This is a genomic window from Streptomyces sp. NPDC111606 (assembly GCF_055656945.1).
In genome coordinates this window covers 377,131-392,007 of sequence record NZ_JBVKBY010000010.1, presented here as the reverse complement: position 1 = coordinate 392,007, position 14,877 = coordinate 377,131, and the positions used below count along the sequence as shown (strand labels likewise).

Genomic DNA, 14,877 nt, shown 5'->3' with positions numbered 1-14,877 from the left:
CTCTCGTTCATGAAGTGCGACCCTCTCCATCTGATGACTTGAAGAAGTCTTCAATTCGAGAGCGTGCGTCGGCCCGGTGGACAGGGTTGGTCAGACCTCGAGTTGCTCTTCAAGCCGCTTGAGTTGCAGGCGGGCCATCGCCAAGTTAGAGCGCGCCTTTTCGAGGACGAGGTAAAGGAACAGGCCGTTTCCGCTCCGGGCGGCCACCAGTCGGATGAGGTGGTACTGGTTTCCGAGCGTGATCAAGATGTCCTCCACCTGACCCTTGAGTCCGAGATGCTCCATCGTGCGCACCTTGGCACGGATGACGTCCGTGTTCCCCGCTGCGGCGATGGTCAGGTCCAGGTCCTTGCCCCCGCCCAAGGTGCCAAGGGCCATGCCGCTGGTGTAGTCGACGACGGCCGCTCCCATCGCGCCCTCGATCCCGGTCATCATTTCCTTCAACGTCACTTCCACAGTCGCCATCGGCGCCTCCCCTTGTTGCTGCTGTGGCGGGCACCGGTGCCGGGCCCGCCCCCTGAGCGGCACCGTAGGCGTTCGAACCTGGCCCTAGGGTGGCCTGTCCTCGAACGACAGCGACAGATCGAAATGGCAACCTGAACAGATCATCTGATGATCAGGCATGACCGTCCGTAGGCGTCTGCGCAGCCCTAGAGGGTGCTGGGAGATCCCGGGCATGCCTGCCGCCAGGCGCGACGCGGACGATCTGTTCTTCGACGGGGTCAGCCAGATCCGTATGCCACGCTGGTCCAGTGGCAGGGTCGAGCTGGTGGGCGACGCCGCGTACGCGCCCTCCTTCCTCACCGGACAGGGCTCCAGTCTCGCGCTGGTCGGCGCGTACATGGTGGCTGGTTCCCTGGCCGACCGGGACCACACCGCGGGCTTCGCTGCGTACGAACACGACACCCGTGAGTTCGTGACCGTCAATCAGGAGCAGGTCTTCGAGGGCGACGCCGCGCTCTTCCCGACCACCGCTCTTGCCCTGAAGCAGCGCAACGACATGCTGCGCAATCTCAGCGCCGCGCCCGCCGCGGAGGGACACCCTTCCCATTCGGCCCTCGCCCTGCCCGAGTTCACGCCCGTGAGGTGATCCTGGGAGCGGCGCCGCCGGGACCGTATGCGCGCCGATGGCGGTGTCACATGTGGTCGAGGCGGCGGTCCGGACCCGGAACTGGGGGATGGTGGGTGCGCTGGTCGCGCGCTCGCACTCCGGCGAGGACGAGGGCGTGAGCGTGGGGGGAGGAGGTGAGGGTGGGCGCCGGGGCTAGGAAGCGAGGTCCGCGACCCCGGTGGGCAGTTCCCGCCCGCCGGGTGAGCGGTGGGAGAGAGCCGGAGCCGTTGACCTGTGATGGATCGGTGTCCCCGAACCCGTCAGCGGGAGGCCAGTCCCGCCTCTGCGGGCCGCGACGATCTCCGCAGCGATCGACAAGGCGGTCTCCTCCGGCGTACGGCCTCCGAGGTCGAGCCCGATGGGTGACCTCAGCCGAGCCAACTCCTCCTCACTCAGGCCCACTTCACGCAACCTGCGGTCCCGGTCGGCGTGCGTGCGGCGCGAGCCCATCGCGCCCACGAAGGCGACCGGCAGCCGCAGCGCGACATCCAGCAGGGGGACGTCGAACTTGGCGTCGTGCGTGAGGACGCACAGCACGGTCCGGCCGTCGGTCCGGGTGCCGCGCAGGTAGCGGTGCGGCCAGTCCACGACGACCTCGTCCGCATCGGGGAAGCGTGCCGGCGTGGTGAAGACCGGCCGGGCGTCGCACACGGTGACGTGATAGCCCAGGAACTTGCCGACCCGCACCAGCGCCGCGGCGAAGTCGACCGCACCGAAGACGATCATCCGCGGCGGTGGCGTGCTGGACTCCACGAGCAGGGTGAGGCCGTCGGGGCAGTGCGAGCCGTCCGGCGACAGCTCCACCGTGCCCGTGCGTCCGGCGTCGAGCGCGGCCAGGGCCTGTGCCGCGGCCGTGCGGTCGAGGTCCTCGTGGATCCCGAGGCCGCCTTCCGTGGAGCCGTCGCCGTGGACGAGCAGGGTGGCACCGAGGTGCGCGGTCGGGCCCTCGACGACTCGGGCCATGGCCACCGGCTCGCCCTTGACCACCAACTCCAGAGCGGAGCACAGCAGCGCCCTGACGGGCGTGTCCGCCAGCACGGGCGTGACCATCACATCGAGGACACCGCCGCAGGTCAGACCTACGGCGAACGCATCCTCGTCGCTGTACCCGAAGCGCTCCAGCACGCTCTGCCCCGTCTCCAGCGCCTGCGCACACAGGTCGTAGACCGCGCCCTCGACGCATCCGCCCGACACCGAGCCGATGACCGTGCCTGCCTTGTCGACGGCGAGTGTGGCGCCGGGGCCCCGTGGGGCGCTGCCGCCGACCGACACGACGGTGGCGACGGCGACATCACGCCCCTCGGCCAGCCAGTTCTTCAGCTCCGGCAGAAGGTCAAGCATCGCGGCCCGCCGTCAGGACGCGGTCCGGGCGGATGGGCAGACTGCGGTGCCGTACGCCGGTGGCGTGCCAGACCGCGTTGGCGATGGCTGCCGCGGCGCCGACGATGCCCACCTCGCCGATGCCCTTGATGTCGACCGGGTCGTCGGGGTCGCTGTCGTCCACCCAGTCCGCCTCGATGCGCGGGACGTCGGCGTGGGTGGCCACGTGATAACCGGCCAGGTCGGCGCCGATGGGCCCGCCGAAGGCCGGGTCTCGCACGGCTTCCTCGTGCAGGGCCATGGAGATGCCCCAGATCATGCCGCCGGTGAACTGGCCGCGTGCGGTCAGCGGGTTCACGATGCGGCCGGCGGCGAAGATGCCGAGCATGCGTCGTACGCGTACCTCACCCGTGGCCGCGTCCACGGCCACCTCGGCGAACTGGGCGCCGTAGGAGTGTCGTTCCATGTTCGCGAGCGCGGCGATCTGCGCGGTGGTGTCCGAGCGCGCGGTGATCCCTTCGGCGGGGATGACCATGCCGGGGACGAGCCGTTCCCGCAGCTCGCGGGCGGCCGCGATGATGGCCATGGACCAGGAGCGGGTGCCCATCGAACCGCCCGCGATCATCGCGAATCCGAACTCGCTGTCCCCGATCCGCACGGTCACCCGCGCCGGTACGACGTCGAGGGCGTCGGCCGCGACGAGAGTGAGCGCGGTCCGCGCGCCGGTGCCGATATCGGCCGCCGATATCCGGACGGTGAAGCGGCCGTCGGCCTCGGCGGTGATGGCGGCGGTGGACGGGGCGGCGCCCGCGGGGAAGGACGCGGCGGCAGTGCCGGTGCCCAGCAGCCATCGGCCTTCGCTCCGCACACCCGGCCGGGGATCGCGCTCGGTCCAGCCGAAACGGCGAGCGCCCTCCTCGAAACAGGCGCGCAGGTTGCGCTTGGCGAAGGGCAGGCCGGAGACGGGGCCCTTCTCCGGTTCGTTGCGCAGCCGCAGTTCGACCGGGTCGATGCCGCACTTCTCGGCGAGTTCGTCGAGCGCGGACTCCAACGCGAAGGCTCCCGGAGCCTCACCGGGCGCGCGCATGAAGGTGGGGCTGGGCACGTCGAGGCGTACGACGCGGTTCTCGGTGTGGTGGGCGTCGGCGTCGTACATCACCCGCGCCACGCCGGCGCTCGGCTCGACGAACTCGTACACGGTGGCAGTGCGGCTCACCGAGCGGTGGTCCAGGGCACGCAGCCGCCCGTCGGCGTCGGCGCCGAGCCTGACCCGCTGGACGGTGGGGCTGCGGTGCCCGGCCAGCGCGAACATGTGGGGCCGGGTCAGAGCGACGCGCACCGGACGCTGGAGGATCGTCGCGGCCATCACGGCCGCCACCTGGTGGGCGCGTACGCCCTTGCTGCCGAAGCCACCGCCGACGTGTTCCGAACGCACCCGCACCGACGCGGGATCCAGCGAGAACAGGTTCGCCAGCTCGCCGACGACCCAGGTGGCGCCCTGGTTGGAGTCGACCACCTCCAGCCGGCCGTCGTCCCAGCGGGCGGTCGCCGCGTGGGGCTCCATGGGGTGGTGGTGTTCCTCCGGAGTGGTGTACTCCTCGTCCACGACGGCTGCTGACGTGGCCAGTTCGGCTTCCAGGTCGCCCTTGTCCGTCACTCCCGGCATGTGGCCGTCCACGGGATAGGAGTCCGGGTGCTCGCCGGTGAACTCGATGTCGTGCGGCAGCGGTTCGTACTCGACGACCAGGGCCTCGGCCGCCTCCCGCGCCTGCTCGGGTGTCTCCGCGACGACCAGGGCCACCGGCCAGCCCAGGTGAGGCACGGTGTCGTTCTGGAAGACGGCGCAGGTGGGGTCGGGCCTGATGCCCAGCAGGCCGACGTAGTCGGTCTCCAGGCGCGGGGCGCTGCGGTGGTCCAGGACTGCGACGACGCCGGGCATCTCAAGGACGGGAGCGCTGGCGATGTCGCGGATGCGGCCCCGCGCCACCGTGGACAACACCAGCCATCCGTAGGCGAGTTCGGTGAACGGTATGTCGCCCGCGTAGCGTGCCGCGCCGGTGACCTTGTCCCGGCCCTCCACCCGGACGTGACCGGTGCCGACCGCGCGTACGGCGGCTGACTGCGCGGTGGTGGTCATCGCGCGGCCTCCTCGGCGAGTTCGCTCAGCACGGCCACGGTCAGGTTGCGCATCAGGGTCACCTTGTATCCGTTGTGCGGCAGCGGCCGGGCCGCGGCGAGTTCGGCTTCGGCGGCGGCCGCGTACGTCTCGGCCGTGGCGGGCGCCCCGATGAGGACCCGCTCTGCGGTGCGTGCACGCCATGGCCGGGAGGCGACCGCACCGAACGCCAGGCGGGCGTCGTGCACGACCCCTTCGCGGATGTCGAGCGCGGCCGCGACGGAGCCGATGGCGAAGGCATAGGAGGCGCGCTCGCGTACCTTCCGGTACCGGGAGCGGGCCGCGACCGGCACCCGGGGCAGGGAGACGCCGGTGATCAGCGCACCCGCCGGCAGGGCCGTCTCGCGGTGCGGGGTCCCGGCAACGGGGAGATACAGCTGCCCGATCGGCAACTCGCCCTGCCCGTCGGCGGTTTCGTAATGCAGGACGGCGTCGAGGGCGGTCAGGGCGACGGCCATGTCCGAGGGGTGTACGGCCACACACGTCTCGGACGCGCCGAGGATGGCGTGGTTGTGGTGCTCGCCGCTGATGGCCGGGCAGCCGCTGCCGGGTTCGCGCTTGTTGCACGGCTTGGTCGTGTCGGTGAAGTAGGCGCAGCGGGTGCGCTGGAGGAGGTTGCCCCCGACCGTGGCCATGTTGCGCAGCTGGCCGGAGGCACCGGCCAGTACCGCCTGGGCCAGCATCGGGTAGCGGCTGCGGACTTCGGGGTGGGCGGCGAGGTCGCTGTTGGTGACCGTGGCACCGACGCGCAGTCCGCCGTCCGCGGCCGGCTCGATGCGGTCCAGGGGCAGTTCCCGTACGTCGACGAGGCGGGCGGGGCGTTCCACGCCGCTCTTCATCAGGTCGACCAGATTGGTGCCGCCGGCGAGGTAGCGCGCGTCCGGATCGTCGTCGAGGAGGGCGACAGCACCCGACACGTCGGGGGCCCGGCGGTAGTCGAACTCCCTCATGCGGCGGCCTCCCTGGACTGCGCCGGCACGTCCGCAGCTGACGAGGCGTCGGCCTCGGCCGCTCGTGCGACGGCTTCGACGATCGACGTGTAGGCGCTGCAGCGACACAGGTTGCCGCTCATCCGCTCACGGATCTCGTCCGGGGTCAGAGGTGGCGGCCCGGCCGTCGGACGTACGTCGTCGGAGGCGGCGCTCGGCCAACCGGCCGCGTGCTCCGCGAGCATGCCGATCGCCGAACAGATCTGTCCGGGGGTGCAGTAACCGCACTGGTATCCGTCGAGTTCGAGGAACGCCTGCTGCACCGGATGCAGGTGGTCGCCGTCCGCGACGCCTTCGATGGTGGTGATCTCACGTCCTTCGGCCGCGACCGCGAGTTGCAGACAGGCAACCGTCCTGCGGCCGTCGACAAGAACGGTGCAGGCACCGCACTGCCCCTGGTCGCAGCCCTTCTTGGTGCCGGTGAGATCGAGTCGCTCGCGCAGGGCGTCGAGCAGGGTGGTGCGGTGGTCGACGGGCAGCGTGTGCTTCTCGCCGTTGATGTGCAGGGTGATGACGCTGGACGTCGATAAGGCCATGAGCAACTTCCTTCAGGCATTCGGTACTTGCGGGGCCTCGAGCCTCGGGCGGGGCGTGGACCCGGAAGGCGCCGTCTCGGCTACCTGGGGTGCGCGTCGCCGTGAGAGTGTGCCGGTGGTGGCGCGACTTCGCTGGTGATGTCATGAGTCGGGGGGTGATGGTGAGCGCTTATGACAGTGGGGGCGTGACGGTGGTGCGCTTGTGCTTGTGCTTGTGCTTGTGGGAGCGCATGGAGTGCACGGCGGAAGACAAACAGCGCTGAACGGCGGCAGAGGACTGACGTGCCTGTCGTGTCCGGAGCTAGAGTGGACCCCAACCGGACATCTGTCCGCTACCCGGGAAACGTAACGGACAGCTGTCCGCTTTGGCAAGGGTGCGCTCCTGCCGCGTGCCTCAAGGAGTGACGGTGCAGCACAAAAAAGACACCCCACTGCGCTCGGACGCGCAACGCAACCGTGAGCGCATCCTGTGCGTCGCCCTGACCGAACTGACGCAGTGTCCGGACGCGCCCCTCAGCACCATCGCCAAGAAGGCGGGGGTCGGCCAGGGCACGTTCTACCGCAACTTCCCCAACCGCGAGACCCTTGTCCTGGAGATCTACCGCCACGAGATGCAGCAGGTCGCCGACAGCGCGACGCAACTGCTCCAGGAGCTGCCGCCGCAGCAGGCCCTGCGCACCTGGATGGACCGACTGGCCGAGTTCGCCATGACCAAGGCGGGCCTGGCCGACGCGATCCGCCTCGCCACCAGCGCGCCAGGTGGTCCGGCGAAACCCTCCCCCACCCCCGTCGCCGAGGCAGCCGAACTCCTGCTCCGCACAGCCGAGGAGGCAGGCACCATCCGCCCCGGGGTCACGGCCGACGACTTCGTCCTCGCCATCGCCGGCCTGTGGCAGATGACCCCGACAGAGGACTGGCGACCGCGCGCGGCACGGCTTCTCGACCTGGTCATGGACGGGTTGCGGGCGGGTGCGGCGCGGCCGTGAAGGTCAGCGGCGTGTGACCGCACGCGACCGTCATCGGTCGGGTCGTAGGCCTCCGTGCCGCAGGCCGAGTACATGGGACCTGGCGGCCAAGCTGCGGCAGTCCAGTGGCGGCAAAGCCTGACGGACGGCAAGCGCGAGCTCCTGGAGCAGCTCGGGCGTCGCCCCTCTGCCGCCAGACCAGGAGATGTGACGGACCGTCCGGGCCGAAATACCCAGGACGCCGAGAGCCCTTGTGGCTCAAAGCAACGGCTCACGGATCCGTGCGGCTCAACCCCGACTGCTCGACGGCCGCAGCGGAACGAGGGCGGCGAACCGTCGAGCCCGCATCGAGGTTCGGGCGGGTGTCCACGTCGAGGTTTGCGTCCCCGTATGGACGGTCCGCCTGGTGCGCCGTGGTCGACGAGGTACAGGTGCCCTTGCCCGTGCCGTCGCAGGACCCCGACCGCAATCCCGTACACAATCCCGTATTCATGTGACCGGCATCACAGTAGGCAGGGAGGTCATCCTCAGGTCATCATATGACCTGATCACTGCACGACCGGGCGAGTGAGCATGGCCGCGCGGTACGAGACCGAGCCGCGCCCGGTGCGAGAGCCGAACAGCAGGACGAGGATGGGCATGAACGACCAGCAGACGCCAGACAGGTCGGCACGGCCGCGCGTGGGCGTGGTGGGGCTCGGGGCCATGGGTCTCGGCATGGCACGCAGCCTGCGCGGCGCGGGCCACGAGGTGGGGGTCCACGACCTCCGACCGCAGGTGGCCGCGGACTTCGCCCGGGACGGCGGCATCGCGTACGCCTCCCCCGCCGCCCTCGCCGCCGAGACGGACGTCCTTGTCGGCGTCGTGGTCAACGCCTCGCAGGTCGACGCCGTGCTTTTCGGCCCCGAAGGCGCCGCCGACCGGCTCCGCCCGGGTGCCGTCTACGTGATGTGCTCAACGGTCGACCCGGGCTGGTCCGCCGAGCTGGAGGGGCGGCTGGCCGAGAGGGGCGTGCTGTACCTGGACGCCCCCATCTCCGGCGGCGCCGTCCGCGCGGCCGCCGGTGAACTCACGATGATGACCTCCGGCTCCCCCGCCGCGTACGCACTCGCCGACCCGGTCCTGGAGGCCATGAGCAGCACGGTCTACCGGCTGGGCGAGAGGGCCGGGCTCGGCTCCAAGGTCAAGATCGTGAACCAGCTGCTCGCGGGCGTGCACATCGCGGCGGCGGCCGAGGCGATGGCCCTCGGCATCAAGGCCGGGGTCCCGGCCGAAGCCCTGTACGAGGTCATCACGCACAGCGCGGGCAACTCCTGGATGTTCGAGAACCGCATGGCGCATGTACTCGCCGGGGACTACACGCCGCTGTCCGCAGTCGACATCTTCGTCAAGGACCTCGGGCTGGTGCTCGACGCCGCGCGACCCGACAGGCTCCCGCTCCCCCTCGCCTCCACCGCGCACCAGATGTTCCTGCACGCCTCGGCTTCCGGGCTCGGCGGCGAGGACGACAGCGCGGTGATCAAGATCTTCCCGGGCGTGGACCTGCCGAAGTCGGCCAACCCGGATCCGACGGACCTGCCCAAGGCGGTGGGCTGACATGGGAATCCGACTCGGCTGCCTCGCCGACGACTTCACCGGCGCCACAGACCTCGCGAACAACCTGGTGCGTGCAGGCATGCGCGTCGTCCAGCTGATCGACGTACCGGAGGACCGGATCGACGGGCAGGCCATCGATGCCGACGCCGTCGTCATCGCCCTCAAGTCGCGGACGACTCCCGCGTCCGACGCCGTCGACGCCTCGCTCCGGGCCCTCGCCTGGCTGAGGTCCGCCGGCGCCGAGCAGATCTACTTCAAGTACTGTTCCACCTTCGACTCCACCCCCGCCGGCAACATCGGCCCGGTCACCGAGGCACTGATGGACGCCCTGGGCGCGGACTTCACGATCGCCACTCCGGCGTTCCCCGACAACGGCCGCACCGTCTTCAAGGGCCACCTCTTCGTCGGTGACGTGCTGCTCAGCGAGAGCGGGATGCGGCACCATCCGCTGACGCCGATGACCGACCCGAACCTCGTCTCCGTGCTGCAGGCTCAGACCGGGCGGCCCGTCGGTCTCGTCGACCACACCGTCGTCGCGGGCGGCGGCGATGCCGTCCGGACCCGGTTCGACGAGCTGCGCAAGGAGGGTGTCGGGGTCGCGATCGTCGACTCCGTGTCCAACCGCGACCTCGTACGGTTGGGCGAGGCCGTACGGGACCTGCCGCTGGTGACCGCCGGTTCCGGACTCGCGATCGGGCTGCCCGCGAACTGGGGCTTCGAGCCGTCCGCCGCGGCCGCGCAACTGCCGCCGGCCGACGGGCATGCCGCCGTCGTCTCCGGCTCGGTGTCCGACGCCACGAACGGGCAGGTGCTGAAGTTCCTGCGCACCGGACGGCCCGCGTTCAGCGTGGACCCGCTGCGGATCGCGGCCGGTGAGGACGTGGCCGGGCAGGCGCTCGCCTTCGCCGAGGCGCACCTCGCCGACGGGCCGGTCCTCGTCCACTCCACCGAGGCACCCGATACGGTACGGGCCGTCCAGGGCCGGCTCGGTGCCGCCGAGGCCGGTGAGCTGGTGGAGCGGACACTGGCCCGCGTGGCACGGGGACTCGTGGACCGCGGGGTCCGCCGGCTCGTCGTCGCGGGCGGCGAGACCTCGGGCGCCGTCGTCCAGGCGCTCGGCATCACCCGCCTCCGTATCGGACCGCAGATCGCGCCCGGGGTGCCCTGGTGCGCGGCGACGCTGCCCGGGGGCGACATCCTCCACATCACCCTCAAGTCCGGCAACTTCGGCGGCCCCGACTTCTTCACGGACTCGCTGGCCCTCCTGGACGGGGAAGCATCGTGACCACCGACGTGACCACGGACACCACACCGGACACCACCGTGGACGCCGCGCGCCGCGAGATCGTCCGGGTCGGTACCAGCCTGTTCGCCCGGGGATACGTGCACGCCAGCGCCGGAAACATCAGCGCGCGGGTCGGCGACAGCCACCTGATCACGCCCACCGACGCCGCCCTCGGCTTCCTCGACCCCGACCGGCTCGCGCTGGTCGACGCCTCCGGTGAGCAGGTGGCGGGCGACCGCGCCAGCAAGACCCTCGCGCTGCACCGGCGCATCTACGAGGCCGACCCCACGGCCCGGTTCGTCATCCACACCCACTCCACGCACCTGGTCGGGCTCACCCTGGCCGGTGTGTGGCACCAGGACGACGTGCTCCCGCCCATCACCCCGTACTACGTGATGAAGGTGGGGCACGTTCCGCTCGTCCCTTACCACCGGCCCGGCGATCCGCGCGTGGCCGACCTGGTGACCGCCCTGATCGCCGACCGGGCGGCGGGCGGCACCCCCATCAGGGCCGTGCTGCTGGAACGTCTGGGCCCCGTCGTCTGGGGTCCCGACCCGGCCACCGCCCTCGCCGTCCTCGAGGAACTCGAGGAGACGGCACGTCTCTGGCTCCTGACCGATCGTCGCCCTGAGCCACTCCCCCGTCACGCGATCGACGAACTGAGGTCCACGTTCCGAGCAGCGTGGTGACCAGCCCCCCACCCCGTCAGAGAATCCCCTGAGCCGCTTACGAAGGATTGCTCCATGTCCCTGTCTGCGACGACGGACGAGGCCGCCCCCGACCTCGCCCGTGAGAACGCCGTCTTCCGCAAGGTCGTACGACGCATCGTCCCCTTCCTGATCCTCTGCTACGTCTTCTCGTACCTGGACCGCGTCAACGTCGGCTTCGCCAAGCTGCAGATGTCGGACGACCTCGGGTTCAGCGAGGCCGCGTACGGCCTGGGCGCCGGTCTGTTCTTCATCGGCTACTTCCTCTTCGAGGTGCCGTCGAACCTGATGCTGCAGCGCATCGGCGCCCGTACCTGGATCGCCCGGATCATGATCACCTGGGGCGTGGTCTCGGCGTCGTTCATGTTCGTCAACAGCGAGACCACGTTCTACGTGCTCCGGTTCCTCCTCGGTGCCGCGGAGGCCGGCTTCTACCCGGGCGTGATCCTCTACTGCACCTACTGGTTCCCCTCGCACCGGCGGGCCCGGGTGATCGCGCTGTTCATGTCCGCGATCCCGGTCGCCGGCATCTTCGGCAACCCCCTCTCCGGCTGGATCATGGACCGTTTCCAGGGAGTGAACGGCTGGCAGGGCTGGCAGTGGATGTTCCTGCTGGAAGCCATCCCGGCGCTGATCATCGGTGTGGCGACGCTGTTCTACCTCGACAACGGAGTGCGCGACGCGAAGTGGCTCAGCGACGAGGAGAAAGACATCGTCGAGCGGGCGATCGCCGCGGACACCGCGCACCAGACCGTGCACGGCAAGACGTGGGACGCCTTCCGCGAGCCCAAGGTGTGGCTGATGTGCCTCATCTACTTCTGCTTTGTGATGGGCCAGTACGCCCTGACCTTCTGGATGCCCACCTTCGTCCAGTCCACCGGCATCGAGGGCAGCCTCGCGATCGGTGTGCTGAGCGCCGTGCCGTTCCTTGCCGCACTCGTCGCGATGAACGTGTTCGGGCGGTCCGCGGACAAGCTCCGTGAGCGCCGCTGGCACCTGGTGATCCCGTCGCTGATGGGCGCCGTCGGCTTCTCGCTCGCGGCGAGCTGGTCCGGGTCGACCGCACTGTCCCTGGCCGCGCTGTCCTTCGCCGCGGCCGGTGTGCTGACCTGTGCCCCGCTGTTCTGGTCGCTGCCGACCGCGTTCCTGGGCGGCACCGCCGCGGCGGCCGGTCTCGCCGTCATCAACTCGGTGGGCAACCTGGCCGGCTTCGTCAGCCCGTACATGATCGGCGCGCTCAAGGACGCGACCGGTTCGACCGAGCTCCCGATGTACGTGCTGGCGCTCAGCCTCGTCGTCGGCGCGGGCGCGGTCCTCACCACGAAGAAGCAGATCGTCAACCGCTAGCCGGGCCGGATCGTCAACCGCCGACCCGATCGAGGAGCCACACCATGCCGAGGTTCGCCGCGAACCTGTCGATGATGTACACCGAGCACGATTTCCCCGACCGTTTCGCCGCGGCCTCGGCGGACGGCTTCGAGGCCGTCGAGTACCTCTTCCCGTACGCCTACGAGACCGCCGAACTGCGCCGCCTGCTCGACGAGAACGGCCTGCGCCAGGTCCTCTTCAACGCACCGCCCGGCGCCTGGGACTCCGGCGAGCGCGGTACCGCGGCGCTGCCCGGGCGCGAGGCCGAGACCCGCTCCGGGATCGAACGGGCCCTGGAGTACGCTGCGGCCCTCGGCAGCCCCCGGGTGCACGTGATGGCCGGACTGGTCGGACCCGACGCCGTGCCCGCGGCCCGGGACACGTACCTGGCCAATCTCACCTGGGCCGCCGAGAAGGCCGCCGCGGTCGGCGTCGACATTCTGATCGAGCCGATCAACGGCCGTGACATGCCCGGCTACTTCCTGAGCCGGCAGGCCGAGGCGCACGCAGTGGTCCAGTCGGTGGGCGCGCCGAATCTCAAGGTGCAGCTCGACCTCTACCACTGCCAGATCGTCGAGGGTGACCTCACCGCGACCCTGCGCCGGGACCTGCCGACCGGCCGGGTCGGCCATCTGCAGATCGCGGGCGTGCCCGACCGCCATGAGCCCGACCAGGGCGAACTCGCCATCGACCATCTGTTCGCCGTCATCGACGAGCTGGGCTTCGACGGCTGGATCGGCTGCGAGTACCGCCCCCGCGCCGGTACGAGCGAAGGGCTCGGCTGGCTGAAGAACAACCTGCACGTCCAAGGATTCCGAGGAGAAGAAACCGCATGAGGATCGTCATCACAGGTGGCTTCGGCTTCCTGGGCCGCCGGGTCGCCGCCGCCCTGCTGGAGCGTCGGACGTTCCGCGGCGCGCCCGTCGACCGGCTCGTCCTCGCCGACCGGTTCGTACCGCCGGCGGCACCCGAAGCGGCCGATCCGCTGGTCGACATCGTGCAGGGCGATCTGGCCGACCGGATCGGCGAGGTGTTCGCGGAGCCGGTGGACGTGCTGATCCATCTCGCCTCCGCGGTCTCGGCCGAGTGCGAGGCCGACTTCGACCTCGGGATGGGCGCCAACCTGGACACGACCAGGGCGCTGCTCGACGCCGCGCGGGCGCAGTCGGCCGCCGGCGGGCCGACGGTACGCGTCGTGTTCTCCAGCAGTGTCGCGGTGTACGGCTCCGACCCGACGCTGCCGCTGCCGCCGGTGGTCAGCGAGGCGACGCTGCCGACCCCACGGTCGAGCTACGGGACTCAGAAGCTGGTCTGCGAACAACTCGTCGCCGAGTACACACGGCGCGGTTTCCTCGACGGGCGGGTGGCCCGGCTGATGACCGTGTCGGTGCGGCCGGGCAAGCCGAACGCGGCCGCCTCCGGCTTCCTGTCCGGGATCGTCCGCGAACCGCTCGCGGGCCTGCCGGCGACCTGCCCGGTCGATCCCGCCCTGCGGGTGGCCCTGGCCTCGCCGCAGCGCACCGTCGAGGGCATCCTGCGCATCGCCGAGGCCGATCGGGGCTCCGGTCCGGGCCGGCTCGACGGCGGGCTGCCGGTCAACCTGCCGGCGCTCACGGTGTGCGTCGCCGACATACTGGCCACACTGCGGCGGGTCGCCGGGGACTCCGTCGCCGACCTGGTGACGATCTCACCCGACCCGGCCGTCGAGGCCATCGTGGGCTCATGGCCCGCCGAGTTCGACAACGCCCGCGCCGCCGCCCTGGGCCTGGAGCCCGACCCGAGCTTCGAGTCGGTGGTACGCGACTACATCGAGGCGCACCCGGAGGCGGTCGTCGGGCCGCTCGCGGCGAGTCCGACGGGGTCCGCGCCGATAGACTGAACACCATGTTTTCCAAGGTGAGCGGTCCCGTCCGGCTCGCGGACCAGGTCGCCGCGATCCTCGCGGAGGAAATCGAGTCCGGACGGCTGGCCGAGGGCGACAAACTGCCGACGGAAGTCGAGCTGGTCAAGCAGCTCGGCGTCAGCCGTACGGTGGTGCGCGAGGCCGTGTCCCGGCTCCGCAACGCGGGCCTGGTCGAGCCGCGCCAGGGCCGCGGCGTGTTCGTCCTGCCGCGCCGCACCCGGCCACTCGACCTGGAGGCCGAGGCCGCCGCCACCAAGTCCAAGGTCCTGCAGATCGTGGAAGTGCGGCGCGCGATGGAGGGCGAGGCCGCGTCCCTCGCGGCCACCCGCGCCACGGCCGCCGACCTCTCCCGTATGCGGGCGGCCCTGGACGCGATCGACGCGGCGGTCGCGGCCGACGGTGACGGTGTGGAGGAGGACCTGGCCTTCCACCGGTCCATTGCCGAGTCGACCGGCAACGCGGTCATGGTCTCGACCATGCGGTACCTGGGCGAGGTCATGCGCAGCGGCATCCGCGTCACCCGCGCCAACGAGGCCCGCCGCGGCGACTTCATCGAAGAGGTCCGCAAGGAACACCACGCCATCTTCGCGGCAATCGGCACCGGCGACCCGGACGCGGCCCGCGCCGCCGCGCTCACCCACATGAAGCACGCGGCCTCCCGGCTCCAGGACGCGGACGAACGGTTCTGGGCGGACACCGAGGACCTGGCCGTGGACCTGGACGCTGCTCGCTGATCGGGTCAACGGCCGCTTGCCAGTGCGTCATGCGGCTCCAAGTAATCCTCGGAGGGGGCCCGCACTCACGCCGGACGTTCATGCTGCACGTGCACTTCACATCCGACGATGTGGCGCTTGTGCGGCTCGCGCCCGCACCGAACGTCGTGTGGGAGATCGCCAACGGATTCCGACGCTGGGCAGCTCG

The 14,877-nt window shown here is 70.6% G+C and carries 14 protein-coding genes and 1 pseudogene; 9 read left to right on the top strand and 6 right to left on the bottom strand.

Going from position 1 to position 14,877, the window contains the following annotated elements:
- Window positions 1–90 precede the first annotated feature (90 nt).
- Window positions 91–465, bottom strand: a complete 375-nt coding sequence (locus ACZ7M7_RS32790; RefSeq protein ID WP_472123227.1) for a roadblock/LC7 domain-containing protein — start codon at window positions 463–465, stop codon at window positions 91–93.
- A 196-nt stretch (window positions 466–661) separates the two neighbouring features.
- Here ACZ7M7_RS32790 and ACZ7M7_RS32785 point away from each other — a divergent pair.
- A pseudogene (locus ACZ7M7_RS32785) lies at window positions 662–1,090 on the top strand (Rossmann-fold NAD(P)-binding domain-containing protein); the annotation flags it as partial.
- 174 nt (window positions 1,091–1,264) lie between these two features.
- On the opposite strand, the gene ACZ7M7_RS32780 reads toward ACZ7M7_RS32785, so the two are convergent.
- Genes ACZ7M7_RS32780 through ACZ7M7_RS32765 form a run of 4 tightly spaced genes read right to left on the bottom strand, consistent with a single transcriptional unit; the run spans window position 1,265 to window position 6,132 of the window.
- Window positions 1,265–2,452 carry an XdhC family protein gene (locus tag ACZ7M7_RS32780; RefSeq protein WP_472123224.1) on the bottom strand — a complete coding sequence of 396 codons (1,188 nt, stop codon included), beginning with the start codon at window positions 2,450–2,452 and terminating at the stop codon, window positions 1,265–1,267.
- Entirely contained in the window at window positions 2,445–4,568 is a 2,124-nt protein-coding gene (locus ACZ7M7_RS32775) for a xanthine dehydrogenase family protein molybdopterin-binding subunit (protein ID WP_472123222.1), read from the bottom strand. The genes ACZ7M7_RS32780 and ACZ7M7_RS32775 overlap by 8 nt, the downstream gene beginning before the upstream one ends.
- Window positions 4,565–5,557, bottom strand: a complete 993-nt coding sequence (locus ACZ7M7_RS32770) for an FAD binding domain-containing protein (protein ID WP_472123219.1) — start codon at window positions 5,555–5,557, stop codon at window positions 4,565–4,567. The genes ACZ7M7_RS32775 and ACZ7M7_RS32770 overlap by 4 nt, the downstream gene beginning before the upstream one ends.
- Window positions 5,554–6,132: a (2Fe-2S)-binding protein gene (locus ACZ7M7_RS32765; RefSeq protein ID WP_383625063.1), complete on the bottom strand. Its 579-nt coding sequence runs from the start codon at window positions 6,130–6,132 to the stop codon at window positions 5,554–5,556. Before ACZ7M7_RS32765 ends, ACZ7M7_RS32770 begins: the two co-directional genes overlap by 4 nt.
- A 407-nt stretch (window positions 6,133–6,539) precedes the next feature.
- Between ACZ7M7_RS32765 and ACZ7M7_RS32760 the strand changes: the two genes are divergently transcribed.
- Window positions 6,540–7,118, top strand: coding sequence for a TetR/AcrR family transcriptional regulator (locus ACZ7M7_RS32760; RefSeq protein WP_384191011.1), 579 nt, complete (start codon window positions 6,540–6,542; stop codon window positions 7,116–7,118).
- Between the two features lie 527 nt (window positions 7,119–7,645).
- On the opposite strand, the gene ACZ7M7_RS32755 is transcribed toward ACZ7M7_RS32760, so the two are convergent.
- Window positions 7,646–7,816, bottom strand: coding sequence for a hypothetical protein (locus tag ACZ7M7_RS32755; RefSeq protein ID WP_472123343.1), 171 nt, complete (start codon window positions 7,814–7,816; stop codon window positions 7,646–7,648).
- Here ACZ7M7_RS32755 and ltnD point away from each other — a divergent pair.
- The 7 genes from ltnD to ACZ7M7_RS32720 are packed head-to-tail and all read left to right on the top strand — an operon-like array spanning window position 7,737 to window position 14,690.
- The gene (gene ltnD, locus ACZ7M7_RS32750; protein ID WP_472123216.1) at window positions 7,737–8,693 is read left to right on the top strand and encodes an L-threonate dehydrogenase; all 957 of its coding nucleotides are present in this window, start codon (window positions 7,737–7,739) and stop codon (window positions 8,691–8,693) included. The genes ACZ7M7_RS32755 and ltnD overlap by 80 nt on opposite strands.
- A 1-nt stretch (window position 8,694) precedes the next feature.
- Window positions 8,695–9,978, top strand: coding sequence for a 3-oxo-tetronate kinase (gene otnK / locus ACZ7M7_RS32745; protein ID WP_472123214.1), 1,284 nt, complete (start codon window positions 8,695–8,697; stop codon window positions 9,976–9,978).
- Window positions 9,975–10,667: a class II aldolase/adducin family protein gene (locus ACZ7M7_RS32740; protein WP_472123211.1), complete on the top strand. Its 693-nt coding sequence runs from the start codon at window positions 9,975–9,977 to the stop codon at window positions 10,665–10,667. Before otnK ends, ACZ7M7_RS32740 begins: the two co-directional genes overlap by 4 nt.
- Window positions 10,668–10,721: 54 nt before the next feature.
- A complete protein-coding gene (locus tag ACZ7M7_RS32735) occupies window positions 10,722–12,032 on the top strand; it encodes an MFS transporter (protein ID WP_472123208.1) in 1,311 nt (436 codons plus the stop codon).
- A gap of 44 nt (window positions 12,033–12,076) precedes the next feature.
- A complete protein-coding gene (gene otnI / locus ACZ7M7_RS32730; protein WP_472123205.1) occupies window positions 12,077–12,889 on the top strand; it encodes a 2-oxo-tetronate isomerase in 813 nt (270 codons plus the stop codon).
- On the top strand, window positions 12,886–13,932 hold the full coding sequence (denD, locus tag ACZ7M7_RS32725; RefSeq protein ID WP_472123202.1) for a D-erythronate dehydrogenase: 1,047 nt from the start codon (window positions 12,886–12,888) through the stop codon (window positions 13,930–13,932). The genes otnI and denD overlap by 4 nt, the downstream gene beginning before the upstream one ends.
- 5 nt (window positions 13,933–13,937) lie before the next feature.
- On the top strand, window positions 13,938–14,690 hold the full coding sequence (locus ACZ7M7_RS32720) for a FadR/GntR family transcriptional regulator (RefSeq protein WP_472123198.1): 753 nt from the start codon (window positions 13,938–13,940) through the stop codon (window positions 14,688–14,690).
- Window positions 14,691–14,877 lie beyond the last annotated feature (187 nt).

Excerpts from the sequence above, each read along its gene's own strand:
- ACZ7M7_RS32790 (WP_472123227.1), bottom strand. The coding sequence starts at position 465 with ATGGCGACTGTGGAAGTGACGTTGAAGGAAATGATGACCGGGATCGAG.
- ACZ7M7_RS32780 (WP_472123224.1), bottom strand. The coding sequence starts at position 2,452 with ATGCTTGACCTTCTGCCGGAGCTGAAGAACTGGCTGGCCGAGGGGCGT.
- ACZ7M7_RS32775 (WP_472123222.1), bottom strand. The coding sequence starts at position 4,568 with ATGACCACCACCGCGCAGTCAGCCGCCGTACGCGCGGTCGGCACCGGT.
- ACZ7M7_RS32770 (WP_472123219.1), bottom strand. The coding sequence starts at position 5,557 with ATGAGGGAGTTCGACTACCGCCGGGCCCCCGACGTGTCGGGTGCTGTC.
- ACZ7M7_RS32765 (WP_383625063.1), bottom strand. The coding sequence starts at position 6,132 with ATGGCCTTATCGACGTCCAGCGTCATCACCCTGCACATCAACGGCGAG.
- ltnD (WP_472123216.1), top strand. The coding sequence starts at position 7,737 with ATGAACGACCAGCAGACGCCAGACAGGTCGGCACGGCCGCGCGTGGGC.
- ACZ7M7_RS32755 (WP_472123343.1), bottom strand. The coding sequence starts at position 7,816 with ATGCCGAGACCCATGGCCCCGAGCCCCACCACGCCCACGCGCGGCCGT.
- otnK (WP_472123214.1), top strand. The coding sequence starts at position 8,695 with ATGGGAATCCGACTCGGCTGCCTCGCCGACGACTTCACCGGCGCCACA.
- ACZ7M7_RS32735 (WP_472123208.1), top strand. The coding sequence starts at position 10,722 with ATGTCCCTGTCTGCGACGACGGACGAGGCCGCCCCCGACCTCGCCCGT.
- otnI (WP_472123205.1), top strand. The coding sequence starts at position 12,077 with ATGCCGAGGTTCGCCGCGAACCTGTCGATGATGTACACCGAGCACGAT.
- denD (WP_472123202.1), top strand. The coding sequence starts at position 12,886 with ATGAGGATCGTCATCACAGGTGGCTTCGGCTTCCTGGGCCGCCGGGTC.
- ACZ7M7_RS32720 (WP_472123198.1), top strand. The coding sequence starts at position 13,938 with ATGTTTTCCAAGGTGAGCGGTCCCGTCCGGCTCGCGGACCAGGTCGCC.